Here is an 18,263-nt window from a genome sequence, read left to right as displayed (position 1 = left end):
CTATGCTGAACGCTCGGCCACTAAAATGAGAGACGCATGCCCCTTCGCTCACTACAATTGGGTTCATCCCTACTGCCCTTGGCCGCCACCGTGGTATTCCTGAGCGGCTGCCAGTCAGCACCCTCTTATAAAGGCGGCTTGCCAGACCTGATAGCTTCTGACCCCATGCAGTCGGCCCCACCTATTACCCGTGGTCTGGACGCCGATGGGCTACGTACGCTGCTTACGGCGGAATTAGCGGGCCAACGTGGCGATTACCGCTCTGCCAGCCAAGGTTACCTGGAGGCATCGCAACGTTATAGCGCTCCGGCGCTGGCCGAACGCGCCACCTTTGCGGCTCGGTTTGGTGACGATGTAGCGTTAATGGAGGCATCCGCACTGCGTTGGCGTGAGCTGGCCCCCTCGGCAGAAGCGCCCAACCAGCTACTGGCTGCGATCTCTTTGCAGCGAGGTGACTGGCTGGACAGCCTTGAACAGCGGCTAGCGATCACTCAAGCAGGCGGCAATGGCGAGCTAACGGCCTTCGTCGACATCGCTATCACGGAAGGGAGCGCACCGCTCAACTTACTGGCCCAGTCGATGCGCGCCCACTTGGCTCAACCCAGTGCAGAGCAGCTTGAGTATCATAGCGATGCCTTGCTTGCCACTGCGCTACTTGAATCAGCGCTTGGCAATACCCGCCAAGCGCAAGCGCATCTGGACGACGTTGCAAAGCAAGCGCCAGAATCGGCGACGCTTTGGCTTGCCCAAGCGCAACTGGCGCTCGAAGCTGGCGATCTACACACCGCCAGGCGAGCCGCGCAACAAGGCGCCAGCATTGTCCCCGATGACGTACGGTTTACGCTGCTGCTGGCTCAAGCCGAAATTCGTTTGAATAATATTGCCGCCGCAGAAGTACAAACGGATGCGCTACTGGAAAGCCATGACGGTAACCAGCGTTTACGCTTGGCCCTAACGCAACTTTACCTTGAGGAAGGCTACAGCGAGCCTGCTTACCGCCTGTTGCAGCCACTCACAAGCCAGGACAACGTTCCCGATCTTGCCTACTACCTGCTGGGCGCTATCACGGAGTCCCAAGGCGATACCGATAACGCACTGCTTTACTACCGCCAGGTAAGCGAGGGAGGCGAGTTTTTACCCGCCCGGGCGGCCGCCGCTCGAATGTTGATTGACGATGACCGTGTGATGGATGCGCGGGCTTTTTTACGCATTGAGCGAATGCGCTATGAAAATTACTTTGGCGACTTGGTCGCCCTTGAAGTGCAGCTGCTGGACGAACTGAACGCGCCCGATGAAGCACTAGCGTTACTTGACCGCGAATTGGCTCGCACACCAGATGACGTTAACCTGCTTTATTTACGCGCCATGCGCTCTTGGGAGAGAGGCAACTTCCCAGGAATGGAGCAAGATTTACGTCAGCTTTTGCGTATTGAACCCAACAACGCAAATGCCTTAAATGCACTGGGCTATACCTTGGCAGATCTTAACTTGCCAGGACGCATGGAAGAAGCCCGCGAGCTGGTTGAGCGCGCCTACGAAGAAGACCCCAGCAACCCGGCGATACTTGATAGCATGGGCTGGGTATATTTCCGACTGGGCCAAAATGAAGAAGCGCTTGCCTGGCTTGAAAGTGCCTATAACCAGATGCCCGACCAGGAAGTGGCCGCTCATTTGGCCGAAGTCTTACATGCCCTTGGTCGTAGCGATGAGGCTCGCACGTTAATCCAAATGGTGCTTGATAGCACAACGCGTCACCCGCAGGTTGACGCGTTACTTGAACGTCATCCTGAACTAACCCCGTCAGGTGCTCCCTAACGGGGCTGGCGCCTCCCTTTATGCTCGATACGCCATTAAGATGCTGCCATTACCTTTTCAACACATTGACATGGAGCCTGTTATGTTGAACACACTGCCCACTTTTATGCGCTTTACCAGCACTGCACGCGCCCCTCGCCTCTTTCTTGCCAGCATAGCGTTACTGCTACTTGCCGGGTGCGCGACGCAAGGCCCGATGGAAGAAGGTGGCCGCCAAGCAGGTCAATGGGAACGCCAGCAAGCGGATATTGACGCCTTTGATACCTGGACGTTGATCGGCAAAGCAGGCCTTCGCACACCACAAGAGAATCAGAGCGCCAACCTGGACTGGAGCCAACACCCCCACTATTTTCGCATGCTGATCAGCGGGCCGTTTGGCGGGGGCCGCAGCGTACTTGAAGGTCGTGAAGGTCGCTTCTCGCTAACCACGGGTGATGGCCGATTTGAAGCAGAAACACCGGAAGCACTGATGGAAGAGCAGTTAGGCTGGTCGCTTCCAGTTAGCGCCATGCCTGACTGGGTGCGCGGCCTGCCCGGTGAACATGCAAGTTATCAGTTGGAAACCGACGAGCTGGGCTTTCCGCAGCACATGCAGCAGGATGGCTGGGAAATTGATTACCGCGACTGGGAAGAGGTTGAAGGTATGTGGCTACCTCGCCGCCTGGTGATGAACTATGACGATGTACGCATCACCCTGGTCGTTAACCAGTGGCGCTCTCAATAACGGTTTATGCGCCCGTTGAGTTGTCGCGCCTAATTCAAGTCACGTGAGAGCTTTAATGTCTGCTTCTTTAACACTTCCCGCACCTGCGAAGCTCAATCGCATGCTGCACATTGTGGGCCGTCGTGACGACGGCTACCACGAGTTACAAACCCTGTTTCAAATCGTTGATATCAGTGATCAGCTCACACTCACCCTGCGCGATGACGGCGATATCACGCTCGCCACTCCGGTAAACGGTGTGGCTCACGATGACAACCTGATGGTTCGCGCAGCCCGCCTACTTCAGCGCTCAGCAGGCACTGCGCAAGGAGCTATCCCAAGGGCTATGCCAGGGGCTACGCTGACCATAGAGAAGAAGCTCCCGATGGGAGGCGGGCTTGGCGGAGGGAGTTCGAATGCTGCCACCGTGTTACTGGGGTTAAATAAGCTGTGGAAATTAGGGTTTTCAGCGGCGGCACTGGCCAAGTTGGGCTTGCAGCTTGGCGCCGATGTCCCGGTCTTTATTTATGGACACAGCGCCTGGGCTGAAGGTATCGGTGAAAAGCTGACCTCCGTGACGCTGGATACGCCCTGGTTTGTGATTATTCATCCGAAAGTGAGTGTCTCAACCCCCCTGATCTTCCAGGACCCGGAATTGACACGCGACAGCCGCCCCATTACTATGGCGCGCGCACTGCAGGGGGGAGCGTCTGAGTGGCGTAACGACTGCGAGGCCATCGTTAAAAAACGCTATCCGCTGGTGGCGGAAGCGCTTGATTGGCTCGCGCAGTATGCACCTGTTCGGCTGACCGGTACTGGCGCTTGTCTGTTTGCGACGTTTGAGTCTGAACAAACCGCACGTACCGTCGCTGAATTGGCAGGTCAACGCTGGCCGACATGGGTCGCACGCGGACTGAACACCTCTCCCCTACAAGATGCTCTGGGCTGCTGAAAGCGCCCGGTCATCGCATTAGGTTATTGCTGGGGTATCGCCAAGTGGTAAGGCACCGGTTTTTGGTATCGGCATTCCCAGGTTCGAATCCTGGTACCCCAGCCAACCTGACATGATCTGCGTTTTCTCCCCTGATTCCAAACACTGCAAAGGTGGCTGCGCGTGTCAAAATTGATGGTTTTCACCGGGAACGCCAATCCCGAACTCGCTCAAAAAATTGCCGAGAGCTTGGACAGCCGCATGGGTAATGCCACGGTTGGCCAATTTAGCGACGGCGAAATCGCAGTCGAGATCAATGAGAACGTGCGCGGTAAGGACGTGTTTATCCTCCAGTCCACCTGTGCACCGACGAATGACAACCTGATGGAGCTGATCCTGATGGTTGATGCTCTGCGTCGTGCCTCAGCGGCGCGGATTACGGCGGTCGTGCCGTATTTCGGCTATGCACGTCAGGACCGCCGTGTACGCTCTGCTCGTGTACCTATTTCCGCTAAAGTGGTTGCGGACATGATGGTAAAAGCGGGTGTTGATCGCGTAATGACGATGGACCTGCACGCCGACCAAATTCAGGGTTTCTTCGATGTACCGGTAGACAACGTCTACGGCTCGCCGATCCTTCTGGATGATATCGAGCGCCAAAACTACGCTGACCTGGTCGTGGTTTCACCCGACGTAGGCGGTGTCGTTCGTGCTCGCGCTATCGCCAAACAGCTGAATGCTGATCTTGCGATTATCGACAAGCGTCGCCCCCAAGCCAATCAGGCTCAGGTGATGCACATCATCGGTGAAATTGAAGGCCGTACTTGCGTAGTCGTTGACGACATGATCGACACCGCTGGTACGCTTTGCAAAGCCGGTGAAGCACTGAAAGATCATGGCGCTGCACGCGTAGTGGCCTATGCGACACATCCGATCTTGTCCGGCCCTGCCGTTGACAATATCACCAACTCTGTACTGGACGAAGTTGTCGTGACCGACACTATTCCGCTTGCCGACCATGCGCGTCGCAGTGGAAAAATTCGTCAGTTGAGCGTTGCCGGTTTGATTGCAGAAGCGATCCGCCGGGTTAGCAACGAAGAATCTGTTAGCGCGATGTTCCACTGATCGCCTAACGATATAGCCCCCTTCTGGGGCCTTGGGAGCGTCGTCGTCTGGTCGCGGGCGGCGGCGTTTCCTTACTTAAACCAAGAGGCAAATTACATGTCTGATTTTATCCTGAAAGCCAGCGTTCGTAACGACCTGGGGAAAGGTGCGAGCCGCCGCCTGCGTCGTGCGAACCAACAAGTACCGGCCGTTGTTTACGGCGGTGAAAAAGGCGCGCAATCAATCTCTGTAGAAAAGACTGCTTTCTACAAAGCGATTGAAGACGAAGTCTTCTTCTCCTCAGTAATCAAGCTGGTTATCGATGGTACAGAAGAGCAAGTAGTGGTACGTGATCTTCAGCGTCACCCCTACAAGCCGCTTCTGACTCACGCTGACTTCCTGCGTGTTGACGCTACTCATGAAATCACCATGAACGTACCGCTTCACGTAATCGGCGAAGAGCAGTGTGTGGGCATCAAAGACCAGGGCGGCGAACTGCACGTACTGGCTAACGAAGTTGCTATCAGCTGCCTGCCGAAAGACCTGCCTGACTACCTGGAAGTTGATATTTCCGCGGTTGAGCTGGGCACGATTTTGCACCTGTCTGACCTGGCACTGCCGAAGGGCGTTTCCTCCGTTGACCTGTCTCACGGTGAGGAACACAACAACGCCATTCTCAGCATTACGAAAGTTAAAGTACGTAATGACGAAGAAGCAGGCGAAGGCGAAGAAAGCACCAGCGCTGAGTAAGGCCGATAAGGGTGCGCATCGCCTTCATGGCTGAATACGTACCTGGCCCGGGCCATACCCGTATGACCCGGGAATGATAAGATCAAGCGCTTCGGCGCTTGATCTTTTTTGCGACTTGCCTTTTTGCAACTGCACCTCAAGCCGTCAATGACGCACGACGTCAAGAATACGCCCGGATTTTTTTGGAGGTAGGTCAATGAGTCAGGTAACGGCCCTGATAGGACTAGGCAACCCCGGCGCCGAGTATGATGCCACCCGGCACAATGCGGGTTTCTGGCTGGTCGATGCCATTGCGCGCAGCGCCCATACCGAACTGCGCCCGGAGAAGAAATTCCTCGGCCTGTATGCCAAGGCCCGCGTGGGCGACCACGAGCTTCATCTGCTCAACCCTACCACCTTCATGAACCGAAGCGGTGCCTCTGTGGCAGCGCTTACCCAGTTTTTTAAACTTGCCCCCGAGAATTTACTGGTCGCTCATGATGAGCTAGACCTCCCCCCGGGGCAGGCGCGCTATAAGACAGGCGGTGGCCACGGTGGTCATAACGGCCTGCGCGATATCATCAGCGCACTTGGCAATCAAAAGCAGTTCCACCGTCTACGCATCGGCATCGGTCACCCTGGTGAGGCACGTCAGGTAACTCACTACGTGCTTGGTCGACCCGGCAAAGACGAGCAGGCGGCCATTGATCATGTGCTTAACGAATGCGAAGCCACACTCCCGCTTGCACTTGATGGCGATTGGGCTAAAGCCATGAATCGCCTGCATAGCGTAAAATAGTTACTATCGATTTTTTTTCACTTTAGACCCGCGCTGAACACATCCTTTCGTTAGCGCGCGCCTAGCGGCCAGGAATGAATTTATGGGCTTTAACTGCGGTATCGTCGGCCTACCCAACGTAGGCAAATCCACGCTCTTCAATGCGTTGACAAAATCAGGCATTGATGCGGAAAACTTCCCGTTTTGTACGATAGAACCCAACGTAGGCATCGTCCCCATGCCTGACCCACGTTTGGATAAGCTGGCAGCGATCGTCAAACCTGAACGAGTCCTGCCCACGACCATGGAGTTTGTCGATATCGCGGGCCTGGTGGCAGGTGCCTCCAAGGGTGAAGGTCTGGGCAATAAATTCCTTGCCAACATTCGCGAAACCCAAGCGATTGCCCACGTGGTGCGCTGCTTTGATAACGACAACGTTATCCATGTTGCCAACCAGGTTGATCCTCGCGCCGACATCGAAACGATTAACCTTGAGCTCGCCCTAGCGGACCTGGACACCGTTGAGAAGGCCAGTCAGCGGCTCTTGCGTTCGGTTAAAGGCGGCGATAAAGATGCCATCGCGACCAAAGCCATCCTCGACAAGATTGAGCCGCACCTGGCCGAAGGCCACCCACTGCGCAGCTTCGGTCTGGATGAAGACGAAAAGCGTCAGGTGAAAAGCTTTGGCTTTTTAACCCTAAAGCCCACCATGTACATCGCTAACGTCAATGAAGACGGGTTTGAGAACAATCCTTACCTGGATATCGTTGAAGAGATCGCTACCGAAGAAGGCGCGGTCGTAGTGCCCGTCTGCAACCAGTTGGAAGCTGAAATCGCTGAGCTGGAAGATGAAGAACGCGCCATGTTCTTGGGTGAGATGGGCATGGAAGAGCCCGGCCTTGACCGCGTTATTCGCGCAGGTTATGCCCTACTGGGCCTGCAAACCTACTTCACTGCAGGCGTAAAAGAAGTCCGCGCATGGACAGTAAAACAGGGTGCTACGGCCCCTGAGTCTGCTGGCGCTATCCATACCGACTTCCAGAAAGGCTTTATCCGCGCAGAAGTGATCGCCTATGACGATTTTGTCTCACTGGGCGGTGAGCAAGGTGCCAAAGATGCGGGCAAATGGCGCCTGGAAGGCAAAGAGTACATTGTGAAAGATGGTGATGTGGTGCACTTCCGGTTTAATGTTTAATTGACCACCCCGTAACCTGCTAGCTCCTGCCATGGGCGCACTCCTGCGCCCATGGCAATTTGTCTCTTCATCTGCCGCCTTCAGGCAACGCCCCTACCTCTTTTTTCTTAATTTTTCAGTGGCATCCTACGCCCAGCCGACTAATACTGAGGCATCCGAGCTTATTCAACCGGAAGCTGATACCTATGGAAACACTGTACAAAGTGCTGTTACTTGGCAGCCTGATGCTTATGATCATTGCGCTGGTGCAACGGCTCTCTGCGCGTACGGCGTTTCCTGAAGCGACGCTGCTGGCGTTAACAGGCATCACCCTGGGGCTCTCTTACGCGACCCTGTCGACATTGTGGCCTGCCATAGATCTCTTTGATCCTCTCTTATCAGCATCCTTACCTGCTGAAATATATCTGTGGATCTTCCTCCCCCCGCTGTTGTTCCAGGCAGCGCTCAGTGTTGATGTTCGTGAAATGGTGCCTGATGCAGCACCTATTTTACTCCTTGCGGTAGTGGCTGTTTTCGTTGCTACAGGTATGGTGGGCCTGTCTATATGGCTGCTAGGCGCAGCAGCACTGCCTGTTGGGCTGTTACTTGGCGCCGTCATCGCGACAACTGACCCATCCGCCGTCATTGCCATTTTCCGTAACGTTGGAGCACCTCCACGGCTAATCCGTCTAGTGGAAGGCGAAAGCCTGCTAAATGATGCGGCCGCAATCGCGATTGTCAGCGTGCTACTCGCTTCACTTACCGACCATGTCGCTACCACTGCGCTACAGGTGGCCGGGATGCTAGCGTTATCCCTGGGTGGCGGTTTGATCCTTGGCGCTATCGTCGGGCGTATCGGTGCAGAGGCACTCGCTCTTATCGGTAACGATGGCAAAGCGCAGATAGCCATCACGCTTTCTCTGCCATACCCCACCTACCTGCTGGGCGAAAGTTTCGGTGTTTCGGGGGTTGTCGCTGTCGTAGCCGCAGGCCTGGTGCTCAACGGTTTAGGCAGAACGCGGACGTCGCCCGCCAATTGGGAATACCTGCAACTTCTCTGGGTGCAAATTGCCTCCGTCGCGGGTGCCATGGTGTTTTTGCTCGCCATGCTGCAAGTGCCAAAAATGCTGGAAGGGATGACTCTTGCGTGGCTACCCTTACTCGTAACGATTATTCTGGCGACCTTACTGGCACGCCTCCTCGTTCTATTTGGCTTTCTGCCGCTGTTGAATCGACTCAAGCTTTCAACCCCGATCAGCGCAAGCTATAAGCTGGCTATCACCTGGGGAGGACTACGTGGCGCGGTCACACTCGTACTTGCGCTTGGCGTTGCAGAGCAAACAGCGCTTTCAGCAGACATTCGCCATTTTGTCGCTATCCTGGCCACCGGCTTTGTACTATTCAGCCTACTGGTTAATGGAACCAGCCTTCAGGCGGTCATTCGCAAGCTAAAGCTTGATCAGCTAAACCCTTATGACAAAGCGCTTCAGCAACAGGCTATTCATCTTTCGACCATTGAGGTTGAAAGCGCGGTACAACGCACAGCGCAGAACTTCAACATTGCCCCCTCCATCACCGATGATGTCATTGCTAAATTTCGTCGCGATATGGCCATCGAGACGGCCCCTTTCGCGCTTGATCAAGCGCTACCTGAGCGAGACCGTATGGCAATTGCGCTGGTGACGCTGGCTGTTCGAGAGCGCGATCTTATTCCGCGCTACGGAAACGGCGTCACCAGCATCCATAACTTGGATACGATGATGCGCGCCAGCGGCAGAACCATTGATGCGGCTCGCTCAGAGGGCCGCTTGGGTTATAACAGAGAAACACGGAAAATAACCTCTCACACTCGCTGGATTAAGCTGTGCACCTTTCTTCACCAGCATATGAGGATTCGCTGGCCGCTGACACGTCTGCTATCTAACCGTTTTGAGCTATTAATTTGCCACAGGGCGGTACTAGAAGAGTTGCACCATTACACGACACAGCGGCTAACCCCGCTATTCGGTCAGCGCATGGCTGAATTACTTGATGAGGTACTCAATATAAGGATCAGCGCTGTCGATCAAGCAATACGTGAGACGGAAGCAAAGTTCGGTCGTCACGCCTACCAACTTGAGCAGCGCATGTTACGCCTTTATGCGTTGCGCCGAAGTGCTGAAAGCATGGAAGAAATGGTAAAAGACCGCTTAATCTCTCAACAGGTTTTCGACGATATACAGCGTGGTTTACATCGCATTTGGCACAAGGCAACTGACCGTCCCAGCCTTTCCGGGCACGATTACGAGCACTCTCCTAAGCACTCTCCCAAGCACTCTCCCAAGCCCCCTCACAAGTTCACTGACAAGCCATCAGGGAACAGCCACTCCCTACCCAATGTAACGCCACCAGACAAACAACCTCAAAAAGACAACGAGTAACTACCTGGGCATCGCGCTTATTACGTTAAAATATTGACGAGCGGAAAAAAGCTGTTAATATACGCCCCCGTTGAAAGGCTACGTAGCTCAGCTGGTTAGAGCACATCACTCATAATGATGGGGTCCCCTGTTCAAATCAGGGCGTAGCCACCAACACCGAATAGCAAAAGGCCCGCTGACTTAGTCAGCGGGCCTTTTTCGTTGTTGGGCGTTATCTAGTGCGCATCAACCAAGCGTCGGCCGATTCAGAAACACTTTCAATGCTCGGGTTAGGTATTCCACGTCACGCGTACCCGCCGTTTCACGGATAGAGTGCATGGCCCACTGTGGCACGCCGATATCCAGCGTAGGCACGCCCAGCTCCGTCGCCGTAATCGGTCCAATGGTACTACCGCAGCCCATATCCGCCCGCGTCACAAATGACTGTACCGGCACGTCGGCTTCGCGACACACATCACGAAATAGCGCACCGGTTACGCTATTGGTGGCGTAGCGCTGGCTGGCATTCACCTTGATAACCGGGCCGCCGTTAATGGCGGGGCCATGCTGCTCATCATGCTTATCGCGAAAGTTAGGATGCAACGCATGCGCATTGTCACAGGAAATCATCAGCGATGACTGAATCAACTGAATCAGCGACTCCTCGCTGCCCTCTCCTACCTGCGCATTGATGCGCTTAAGCACATCGCCCAGGAACGGCCCCTGCGCACCACAAGCGCTCGCACTACCCACCTCTTCGTGATCGTTCGCCACTAACAACGCCCCCTGGCTACCATCACTTTCGAGCAAGGCCTCCATGCCAATAAAACAGGAGAGCAGATTGTCCAGCCGCGCACTGGCGATGAGCTCTTGCTTCACTCCTACGAGCGAAGGCGGCTGCACATCGTAAAAGCCCAGTTCAAAATCCACCACCTCAGCGGAGCGCACACCGTGCTGCTCCTCAAGCCAAGCAGCTAGCAATTCAGAAAGCTTGGTGCTATCGCTTTGCAGCAGTACCGGCGCCATTTGCGTTTGCGGATTAATAGCACGGCCCGAATTCACGTCGCGATCCAGATGGATGGCCAGGTTCGGCACCATCGCAATAGGCCGGTCAACATTCAGCAGCAGGCTTTCCAGCCGCCCGTCCGCATGGCGCACATGTACGCGCCCGGCTAATCCTAAATCACGGTCAAACCAGGGCGCCAACAGTACGCCCCCATACACCTGCACGCCAAGCTGCAACCAACCTGCAGAGTGCTGAGTGGCGTTGGGCTTTAAGCGCAATCCGGGGCTATCCGTATGCGCGCCCAGCATACGCAAGCTTTTAAGCGTATCGCTTGGCAACTGAAAGGCGATAATGGAAGAATCATTGCGCGTAACGTAATAGCGCTGCCCAGGCGCCAGCTGCCAATTAGCTGTCTCGTGGAGGCGCTGAAAACCTGCTTTCTCCAAGCGTTCGGCCATTGCCTTCGTTGCATGCCAAGGTGTGGGCGACTGGCGCAGAAAATCACATAACCGCGTTAGCCGATCGGCGTTGAAAGCTTCGGACATGGAAATCCTCATAACAGTAATGATTGAGTCTCATAGAGCAAACGACCTGCTACAATGCCCCCTGGCCTATGCAACACATAGGTCACAAGCAGGTCTAGGGAAGAATGAGTGTACACAAATCCGGGAGAGCTTGACTGATGAGCTTGTTTGCAACGCTTTCGCGCTCGGTCGCCCTTGCCGTGATGCTGGTCGTTACCAGCCCGGCAGTTATGGCACAAATTGCGCCGACCGACGAACAACGCCAAGCGGCAGTAGAAATTGCGGATGCGCTCCGCTACGGCCACTACGCCAACATAACGTTTGATGAGCAGTGGTCACAGGAGGCCTTCCAACGCTACCTGGATATCCTCGATGGTCAACGCGCTTATTTACTGAATCGCGATATAGAGCCCTACCGCCATTATGAAAATGATATGGCTGAAGCACTCTTTAACGGCGATTTGGATGATGCTTACGCGCTTTATAACCAGCTAAGCGAGCGTAATATTGCGCGGGTTGAATGGCTGCTTGCACGTCTTGATGAAGGCCTATCGTTTAGCTTTGATAGCGATGAGCGCCTGGAAGTTGATCGCGAAAATGCTCCCTGGGCCACCCGCGAGAGCGAACTTGATGAGCTGTGGCGCAAGCGGTTAAAAAATGACGCGCTAACGCTCGCGCTTACCGACCAGGATGACGAGCAGATAGTCGACAACCTGCGCCAGCGCTATGAAGGCCAGCTTAGTCGTCTACGCCAAACCGAATCAGAAGATGTCTTCGGCTTGATAATGGCAGCGGTCACCAGCACGATTGATCCACATACCGGCTACCTCTCACCACGCCAAAGCGAATCTTTTGACATCCAGATGAGCCTCTCGCTGGAAGGCATTGGCGCGCTACTGCAGGCCGATGGCGAATACGTGAAAGTAGCAAGCCTGGTGCCCGGCGGCCCCGCTGACCGTGCAGATGTCCTGGAACCTGCCGACCGCATCATTGCGGTTGGCCAGGAAGAGGGCGAAATGGTCAACGTTGTGGGCATGCGCCTGGACAACGTCGTTGACTTGATTCGTGGCCCCAAAGGCTCCGTCGTCCGCCTGGATATCGTGCCCGCCCAAGCGGTGGACATGACCCGCTCGCATATTGTCGAGATCACCCGCGATACGGTAAGCCTTGAAGACCAGGCAGCCCATGGCGAAGTGATCAACGTTGAGCGAGACGGTGAACCCCATCCCATTGGGGTCATTAACATTCCTACTTTCTATGTTGATTTTGACGCCTGGCAGGCGGGCGAAGAGGAGTATCGCAGCACCACACGCGATGTCGCCCGTGAAGTCGAGCGCCTAAAAGAGCAAGGCGTAGAAGGCATTGTGCTGGATCTGCGTAATAACGGCGGCGGTGCGCTTCAAGAGGCTAACTCGCTGATTGGCTTGTTTATTGACCGAGGCCCCACCGTACAGGTACGTGACGCTCAAGGGCGCATTCAGCTCTATGGCGATACCAGCGCAGGCACACTCTACGATGGTCCGCTGACCGTGCTGGTTAACCGCCTTTCCGCCTCTGCCTCGGAAATCTTTGCAGGCGCCATTCAGGATTATGGTCGCGGCCTGGTAGTAGGCTCATCAACCTTTGGCAAAGGTACCGTACAAACGCTGAACGACCTAAGCCATGGGCAGATCAAGCTGACCCGCGCCAAGTTTTACCGCATCACCGGTAAAAGCACGCAAAACCGTGGGGTTGAGCCTGACATTAGCTTCCCGAGCTTAATCGACCCAGAACGGATCGGTGAAAGCAGCCTGGATAACGCCCTTGGCTGGGATACTGTTCAAGATGTTCAGTACCGTCGCTACGGAACGCCGGAAGCCTTTATAGACGCACTGAACACCCAACACGCAGCGCGCGCCAAAGAGAACCCCAACTTCCGCTATGTTGAGCGCCAGTCCACGCTGGCCCGCCAGCTACGTGAGCAGCACACCAGCGTGAGCCTGAACCGCGAGCAGCGCCAGCGTGAGCTTGAGGCCCAAGAGGCCGAGCAGCTTTCGCTAGAGAACCAACGTCGCCGGGCACTCAAACTGCCAGAACTAGACGAGTGGATGGATGCACGCCTGGAGAGCAGCGAACCCAGTGACGATGCTGACGAAAACGGAGAGGATGAAGGCATGCCCGCTGATCGCGCTCCCGTACTAGAAGCCGCAGAAATCCTGCTGGATTACGCGCAATTTCAACAAGCCCAGCGAATGGCGACACGCTAAATAACCATTGATCGCTGTATGACGCCGACCTTTTAGGTCGGCGTTTTTTTACGCATGACTTCTGACCCGCCAGATACACGAAATCAACCCAATACCGTTAGGCAGCGGGGCCAATAATTTTACAGGGGTTAATAACGACTTGGAGACGATAAAGGCTTAAAGAGGTAATAAAGGTTTGATAAAAATCAGGGGAGCTAGAAAACAGACCGCAGCACGCTTTTCAGAACCAGGCACAAAAGAAGCACACTGTGAATCTAAAAAGGCAAGTAGATGGCTCCTCGAACAGGACTCGAACCTGTGACCCAATGATTAACAGTCATTTGCTCTACCAACTGAGCTATCGAGGAATAACGCGCTACCTATAGCAGGCTATGCCAAAACAGGTAGTAAAATAGTCAGCTTGGCTCCTCGAACAGGACTCGAACCTGTGACCCAATGATTAACAGTCATTTGCTCTACCAACTGAGCTATCGAGGAACATCTTAAGCTATTGTGTTTTAAGCAGAACCAACCTGTAAAGTGCTGGCTCCTCGAACAGGACTCGAACCTGTGACCCAATGATTAACAGTCATTTGCTCTACCAACTGAGCTATCGAGGAACTTCTCAAACACGGTGCGTAGTATACTGATTTAGAGACTAAGGTCAAGTATCGATTATTGGGGAATGCTAGCCCCCGGTTTCTTGTGCCCGTATAATAGGATTATTCAACAGTAGCCTACGCTACTAAAACGATACCCCATTCATTCCTCGTCCCCCGACGACCCATAGACGACAGGTACCGATGGCGAAGAAGCTCTTCATCAAAACGCACGGCTGCCAAATGAACGAGTACGACTCCTCCCGTATGGCGGATCTACTCGGTGAATCTCACCAGCTTGAACTCACCGATAATGAGAAGGAAGCCGATGTCATCCTTCTTAACACCTGTTCAATTCGTGAGAAGGCGCAGGAGAAAGTGTTTCATCAGCTGGGGCGCTGGAAAAAGCTAAAAGACGCCAACCCGGACCTGGTAATTGGCGTAGGCGGCTGCGTGGCAAGCCAGGAAGGCGATGCGCTGCGTAAGCGTGCGCCCTTCGTGGATATGATTTTCGGCCCGCAGACGCTGCACCGTGTGCCCTCCATGCTGGATGCGCGCAGCAACAATCAAATTGCCGCCGTAGACGTAACGTTCCCGGAAATCGAGAAGTTTGATCACCTGCCCCAGCCCAAGTCAGATGGCGCCACGGCCTTTGTCTCGATCATGGAAGGCTGCTCCAAATACTGCACCTTCTGCGTGGTGCCCTATACCCGCGGAGAAGAGGTCTCGCGTCCGTTTGAGAAGGTGATGGATGAAGTTATCCACTTGGCCGATCAAGGGGTACGCGAAGTCAACCTGCTGGGCCAAAACGTTAACGCCTACCGAGGCGACAACGACGACGGTGATGAAATTGATCTTGCCGAGCTGATTGCCTGCATCGCTGCAGTAGATGGCATTGACCGCATACGCTTTACCACCTCGCATCCGGTTGAGTTCACCGACAGCCTGGTGGATGCATTTGCAGACATCCCGGAACTGGTCAGCCACCTGCACCTGCCGGTGCAATCGGGTTCCGACCGGATTCTCAGCGCCATGAAGCGTGGCCATACTGCCGAAGAGTACATTGAGAAGATGGAGCGCGTGCGCGCTAACCGTCCGGATATCAGCTTCTCATCGGACTTCATTATCGGCTTCCCAGGTGAAACCGAGGAAGACTTTGAAGCCACGATGAATCTGATCCACCGGATTGGCTTCGATCACTCGTTTAGTTTTGTGTACTCGGCGCGCCCGGGCACCCCCGCCTCAGGCCTGCCGGATGACACCCCAGAAAGCGTCAAGAAGCAGCGTCTGGCGATTCTGCAAGAGCGCATTCTGCAGAATGTGGCCCAGATCAGCCGCCGCATGGTGGGGTCTACCCAGCGCATTCTGGTCACCGGCTTTTCACCTAAAGACCCCGGCCAACTCTCTGGGCGTACGGAGAATAACCGCGTGGTTAACTTCCGTGCGGCCAACCCTACCGAGCTAATCGGCTACTTTGTGGATGTTGAGATCACTGAGGCATTCCCCAACTCGCTGCGCGGCGAGCTCGCCTCCCCCGAGCGTTACTGACCGCTATCTTATCTTAGGTAATTGCCCCAACCCCGGTTGGGGCAGTAAGCTGGGTGTCTACACACATTAACTGACGGATTTCCTACTCTTGAGCCAGCCATCACCTCAGGCCAATCGCATTATCACCCTAAGCCTTGAACCCAATGACCCACAGCGGCTTGCCAGCCTAAGTGGCCAGCAGGACGAGCATCTAAAGCTGATTGAGAGCCGCTTGGACGTGACTTTGCGCAACCGGGGCAATATGTTTCAGCTGGCCGGTGCTGCCAACCGCATCAAAGCGGCGGCTAACGTGCTTGAGCACCTCTACCGCGAAACGGCGGTGGATGATCTTTCGGCAGATACCGTGCACCTGTTCCTGCAAGAGTCTGGCCTGGAAGCACTAGAAGACGAGCAGGACGGAGAAGGCAGCCCCGATGACGTGGTAATGCGCACGCCGCGCACCATGATTAAGCCGCGCGGCTTGAACCAGCAGCGCTACGTCACCAGCATCCGCGAGCACGATATTAACTTCGGTATCGGGCCAGCTGGCACCGGCAAAACGTATCTGGCGGTAGCAGCAGCGGTTGAAGCGCTTAACCAGCAGGAAGTGCGCCGCATCTTACTGGTACGCCCAGCGGTTGAAGCGGGTGAAAAACTCGGCTTTTTGCCTGGTGATCTAGCCCAAAAGATCGACCCGTACCTGCGCCCGCTGTACGACGCGCTGTACGAGATGATCGGTTTTGAACAAGTGGCCAAGCTCATCGAGCGCCAAGTGATTGAAATAGCGCCGCTGGCCTATATGCGCGGTCGCACGCTGAATAATTCGTACATCATTTTGGACGAAAGCCAGAACACCACGCCGGAGCAGATGAAAATGTTCCTGACCCGGATCGGTTTTGGCTCAACGGCCGTGATCACCGGGGATATCACCCAGGTCGACCTTCCTCGCGGGCAGCGCTCTGGCTTGTCCCAAGTGCTTGACGTACTGAAAGATACGCCTGGCATCGGCGTTACCCACTTTGCCGCCAAGGATGTCGTACGCCACCCCTTGGTGCAGCGCATTATCGAAGCCTACGACGAATTCGAGTCGCAGCAGGAAGTGGAAGAGCGTGCCCGCCGTGAAGTACGCCAGCAAGAGCGCGAGGCACGCCTTCAAGGGCGCGAACAGTCTCAGGAACGATGGGGAGATACATCACGTTGAACAATATCGTGATTGATCGACAGGCCGCTATTGATGAACCGCTGCTGCCCACGCTTGAACAGCTCACCCACTGGGTGGGCTGTGTGTTTTCTCATCACCCGGATGATGAGCGCCAAGAGCTTACGATCCGCTTTGTGGACGAGCAAGAAAGCCAAGCCTTAAACCGCGATTATCGCGGCAAAGACAAGCCCACCAATGTGCTATCGTTCCCATTTGAAAACCCGCCGGGGCTCACGCTACCGCTGCTCGGCGACTTGATTATTTGTCATGCCGTTGTGGTAAAAGAGGCGGACGAGCAACAGAAGCCGTTAGCGCATCACTATGCGCACATGGTCGTTCATGGCACGCTTCATTTAATGGGTTATGACCATATTGAAGATGAGGAGGCAGAAGAGATGGAGCAGCTAGAGCGTACGCTGCTTGCTGAGCTGGGCATCTCTGACCCTTACCATGTGCCATGACACTGACAACCCGCAGGGAAGAAACCGTTCATTGATGCAAGGCAAGAGGCATAGTGCAACATAGCGCCCTGTACCAGGGGGACACCGCCTTGTTGGCACCCTGTTTTTTGTTGATACTAGATTTAGGCACGTTACGACACCTGTCTGCCCCGTAAACAAGAGATTTGACGCATGAGCGAAGACCGATCGAGCAATCCTAATCAAAAATCCTGGCTCGAGAAACTCTTTGGCGCCCTTACCGGAGATACCGACGAACCCAGTTCACGCGCTGAACTGATGACGTTTTTACGCCATACCGCTGGGAAACTGAAGCTGGATCAGGACGCCATCATGATTATTGAAGGTGCGCTTGAAATTAGCGATCGACAGGTCCGAGAAGTATTAATACCCCGCTCTCAGGTATCGGCCATAACGCTGGACCAAACGCGTGATGGCTATTTACCGCTTATCCAGGAAACCGGTCACTCCCGTTATCCTGTGATTGGCGAGAATTTGGATGATGTTAAAGGGATATTGCTGGTAAAAGACTTGCTTCCTTTACTGTCGCAAACCCAGGAAAGCCGGGATGCCTTCAAACTGGAAGATGTTCTACGTCCGGCCATGTTTATTCCAGAGTCGAAACGGCTTAACAGCCTGCTCAAAGAGTTTCGTGATACGCACAACCACATGGCAATTGTGGTAGATGAGTATGGCGGTACTGCCGGCATTATTACGATTGAAGACATTCTGGAACAAATCGTGGGTGATATTGAAGACGAGCACGATACCGACGAAGAGGACGATATCCGCACGCTGGAAAACGGCCACTTTGCTATTCGCGCCCTCACCCCCATCGAAGACTTTAACGAACGCTTTGGCACCGAATTCTCTGACGATGAATTCGATACCGTGGGCGGCCTGGTGATGCAGCAATTTGGTCATTTGCCCGGGCGCAGCGAGCATACTCGCTTCGGCGGCTGGCACTTTGTCATCCTGAATGCTGATAACCGGCGCATCCGCTTATTAGAGGCCTATCGTGAAAGCGATGGCGAGAGCCTCGAACCTCAAAAAAACGACTAGTAGCTTACCGATTAACCACGTATTGACA

General features: G+C 54.7%; 14 protein-coding genes and 5 tRNA genes. 15 read left to right on the top strand and 4 right to left on the bottom strand.

Features of this window, described 5'->3' with window-relative positions:
• Positions 1–36: 36 nt before the first annotated feature.
• The 10 genes from ACT3TY_RS04215 to ACT3TY_RS04170 all read left to right on the top strand — a co-directional run bounded on the left by ACT3TY_RS04215 (position 37) and on the right by ACT3TY_RS04170 (position 9,807).
• Complete coding sequence (locus tag ACT3TY_RS04215) at positions 37–1,815, top strand: tetratricopeptide repeat protein (RefSeq protein WP_444627437.1); 1,779 nt, start codon at positions 37–39, stop codon at positions 1,813–1,815.
• Positions 1,816–1,897: 82 nt separating this feature from the next.
• Entirely contained in the window at positions 1,898–2,539 is a 642-nt protein-coding gene (gene lolB, locus ACT3TY_RS04210; protein WP_087106778.1) for a lipoprotein insertase outer membrane protein LolB, read from the top strand.
• 55 nt (positions 2,540–2,594) lie between these two features.
• Positions 2,595–3,470 (top strand): 4-(cytidine 5'-diphospho)-2-C-methyl-D-erythritol kinase, encoded by an 876-nt coding sequence (gene ispE, locus ACT3TY_RS04205; RefSeq protein ID WP_444627436.1) that lies wholly within the window; start codon positions 2,595–2,597, stop codon positions 3,468–3,470.
• 30 nt (positions 3,471–3,500) lie between these two features.
• Positions 3,501–3,575, top strand: a tRNA-Gln gene (locus tag ACT3TY_RS04200).
• A 57-nt stretch (positions 3,576–3,632) separates the two neighbouring features.
• On the top strand, positions 3,633–4,574 hold the full coding sequence (locus tag ACT3TY_RS04195; RefSeq protein ID WP_018916716.1) for a ribose-phosphate pyrophosphokinase: 942 nt from the start codon (positions 3,633–3,635) through the stop codon (positions 4,572–4,574).
• Positions 4,575–4,670: 96 nt separating this feature from the next.
• Positions 4,671–5,303: a 50S ribosomal protein L25/general stress protein Ctc gene (locus ACT3TY_RS04190; RefSeq protein ID WP_444627434.1), complete on the top strand. Its 633-nt coding sequence runs from the start codon at positions 4,671–4,673 to the stop codon at positions 5,301–5,303.
• A gap of 196 nt (positions 5,304–5,499) precedes the next feature.
• Complete coding sequence (gene pth, locus ACT3TY_RS04185) at positions 5,500–6,081, top strand: aminoacyl-tRNA hydrolase (RefSeq protein ID WP_087106784.1); 582 nt, start codon at positions 5,500–5,502, stop codon at positions 6,079–6,081.
• An 82-nt stretch (positions 6,082–6,163) separates the two neighbouring features.
• Complete coding sequence (gene ychF, locus ACT3TY_RS04180) at positions 6,164–7,255, top strand: redox-regulated ATPase YchF (RefSeq protein WP_192527536.1); 1,092 nt, start codon at positions 6,164–6,166, stop codon at positions 7,253–7,255.
• A gap of 185 nt (positions 7,256–7,440) precedes the next feature.
• On the top strand, positions 7,441–9,654 hold the full coding sequence (locus tag ACT3TY_RS04175) for a cation:proton antiporter (RefSeq protein ID WP_444627432.1): 2,214 nt from the start codon (positions 7,441–7,443) through the stop codon (positions 9,652–9,654).
• Between the two features lie 76 nt (positions 9,655–9,730).
• Positions 9,731–9,807: transfer RNA gene (locus ACT3TY_RS04170), tRNA-Met, on the top strand.
• 72 nt (positions 9,808–9,879) lie between these two features.
• Here the strand turns inward: ACT3TY_RS04170 and ACT3TY_RS04165 are convergent.
• Positions 9,880–11,184, bottom strand: a complete 1,305-nt coding sequence (locus ACT3TY_RS04165) for a M18 family aminopeptidase (protein WP_444627431.1) — start codon at positions 11,182–11,184, stop codon at positions 9,880–9,882.
• 137 nt (positions 11,185–11,321) lie between these two features.
• Here ACT3TY_RS04165 and ACT3TY_RS04160 point away from each other — a divergent pair, with 137 nt between their 5' ends.
• On the top strand, positions 11,322–13,409 hold the full coding sequence (locus ACT3TY_RS04160) for a carboxy terminal-processing peptidase (RefSeq protein ID WP_441679067.1): 2,088 nt from the start codon (positions 11,322–11,324) through the stop codon (positions 13,407–13,409).
• A 271-nt stretch (positions 13,410–13,680) separates the two neighbouring features.
• Here ACT3TY_RS04160 and ACT3TY_RS04155 read toward each other — a convergent pair.
• From ACT3TY_RS04155 to ACT3TY_RS04145, 3 genes are all read right to left on the bottom strand, one after another.
• A tRNA-Asn gene (locus ACT3TY_RS04155) sits at positions 13,681–13,756 on the bottom strand.
• A 54-nt stretch (positions 13,757–13,810) separates the two neighbouring features.
• Positions 13,811–13,886 (bottom strand) — tRNA-Asn (locus ACT3TY_RS04150).
• Positions 13,887–13,932: 46 nt separating this feature from the next.
• Positions 13,933–14,008, bottom strand: a tRNA-Asn gene (locus tag ACT3TY_RS04145).
• 183 nt (positions 14,009–14,191) lie between these two features.
• Here ACT3TY_RS04145 and miaB point away from each other — a divergent pair.
• The 4 genes from miaB to ACT3TY_RS04125 all read left to right on the top strand — a co-directional run bounded on the left by miaB (position 14,192) and on the right by ACT3TY_RS04125 (position 18,235).
• Positions 14,192–15,535 carry a tRNA (N6-isopentenyl adenosine(37)-C2)-methylthiotransferase MiaB gene (gene miaB, locus ACT3TY_RS04140; protein WP_444627430.1) on the top strand — a complete coding sequence of 448 codons (1,344 nt, stop codon included), beginning with the start codon at positions 14,192–14,194 and terminating at the stop codon, positions 15,533–15,535.
• A gap of 88 nt (positions 15,536–15,623) precedes the next feature.
• Positions 15,624–16,715, top strand: coding sequence for a PhoH family protein (locus ACT3TY_RS04135; RefSeq protein WP_172117135.1), 1,092 nt, complete (start codon positions 15,624–15,626; stop codon positions 16,713–16,715).
• The gene (gene ybeY / locus ACT3TY_RS04130) at positions 16,712–17,176 is read left to right on the top strand and encodes an rRNA maturation RNase YbeY (protein WP_444627429.1); all 465 of its coding nucleotides are present in this window, start codon (positions 16,712–16,714) and stop codon (positions 17,174–17,176) included. The genes ACT3TY_RS04135 and ybeY overlap by 4 nt, the downstream gene beginning before the upstream one ends.
• Positions 17,177–17,347: 171 nt before the next feature.
• Entirely contained in the window at positions 17,348–18,235 is an 888-nt protein-coding gene (locus tag ACT3TY_RS04125; protein WP_193053079.1) for an HlyC/CorC family transporter, read from the top strand.
• The last annotated feature ends 28 nt before the right edge of the window (positions 18,236–18,263 follow it).

The sequence above is a fragment of the Halomonas sp. AOP22-C1-8 genome, assembly GCF_052378905.1.
GTDB classification, from domain to species: domain Bacteria; phylum Pseudomonadota; class Gammaproteobacteria; order Pseudomonadales; family Halomonadaceae; genus Vreelandella; species Vreelandella citrativorans.
This window is presented reverse-complemented; position numbering and strand designations above follow the sequence as displayed.

What these genes read in the sequence shown, in the direction of transcription:
- ACT3TY_RS04215 (WP_444627437.1), top strand. Translation starts at nt 37, where the DNA reads ATGCCCCTTCGCTCACTACAATTGGGTTCATCCCTACTGCCCTTGGCC.
- lolB (WP_087106778.1), top strand. Translation starts at nt 1,898, where the DNA reads ATGTTGAACACACTGCCCACTTTTATGCGCTTTACCAGCACTGCACGC.
- ispE (WP_444627436.1), top strand. Translation starts at nt 2,595, where the DNA reads ATGTCTGCTTCTTTAACACTTCCCGCACCTGCGAAGCTCAATCGCATG.
- ACT3TY_RS04190 (WP_444627434.1), top strand. Translation starts at nt 4,671, where the DNA reads ATGTCTGATTTTATCCTGAAAGCCAGCGTTCGTAACGACCTGGGGAAA.
- pth (WP_087106784.1), top strand. Translation starts at nt 5,500, where the DNA reads ATGAGTCAGGTAACGGCCCTGATAGGACTAGGCAACCCCGGCGCCGAG.
- ychF (WP_192527536.1), top strand. Translation starts at nt 6,164, where the DNA reads ATGGGCTTTAACTGCGGTATCGTCGGCCTACCCAACGTAGGCAAATCC.
- ACT3TY_RS04175 (WP_444627432.1), top strand. Translation starts at nt 7,441, where the DNA reads ATGGAAACACTGTACAAAGTGCTGTTACTTGGCAGCCTGATGCTTATG.
- ACT3TY_RS04165 (WP_444627431.1), bottom strand. Translation starts at nt 11,184, where the DNA reads ATGTCCGAAGCTTTCAACGCCGATCGGCTAACGCGGTTATGTGATTTT.
- ACT3TY_RS04160 (WP_441679067.1), top strand. Translation starts at nt 11,322, where the DNA reads ATGAGCTTGTTTGCAACGCTTTCGCGCTCGGTCGCCCTTGCCGTGATG.
- miaB (WP_444627430.1), top strand. Translation starts at nt 14,192, where the DNA reads ATGGCGAAGAAGCTCTTCATCAAAACGCACGGCTGCCAAATGAACGAG.
- ACT3TY_RS04125 (WP_193053079.1), top strand. Translation starts at nt 17,348, where the DNA reads ATGAGCGAAGACCGATCGAGCAATCCTAATCAAAAATCCTGGCTCGAG.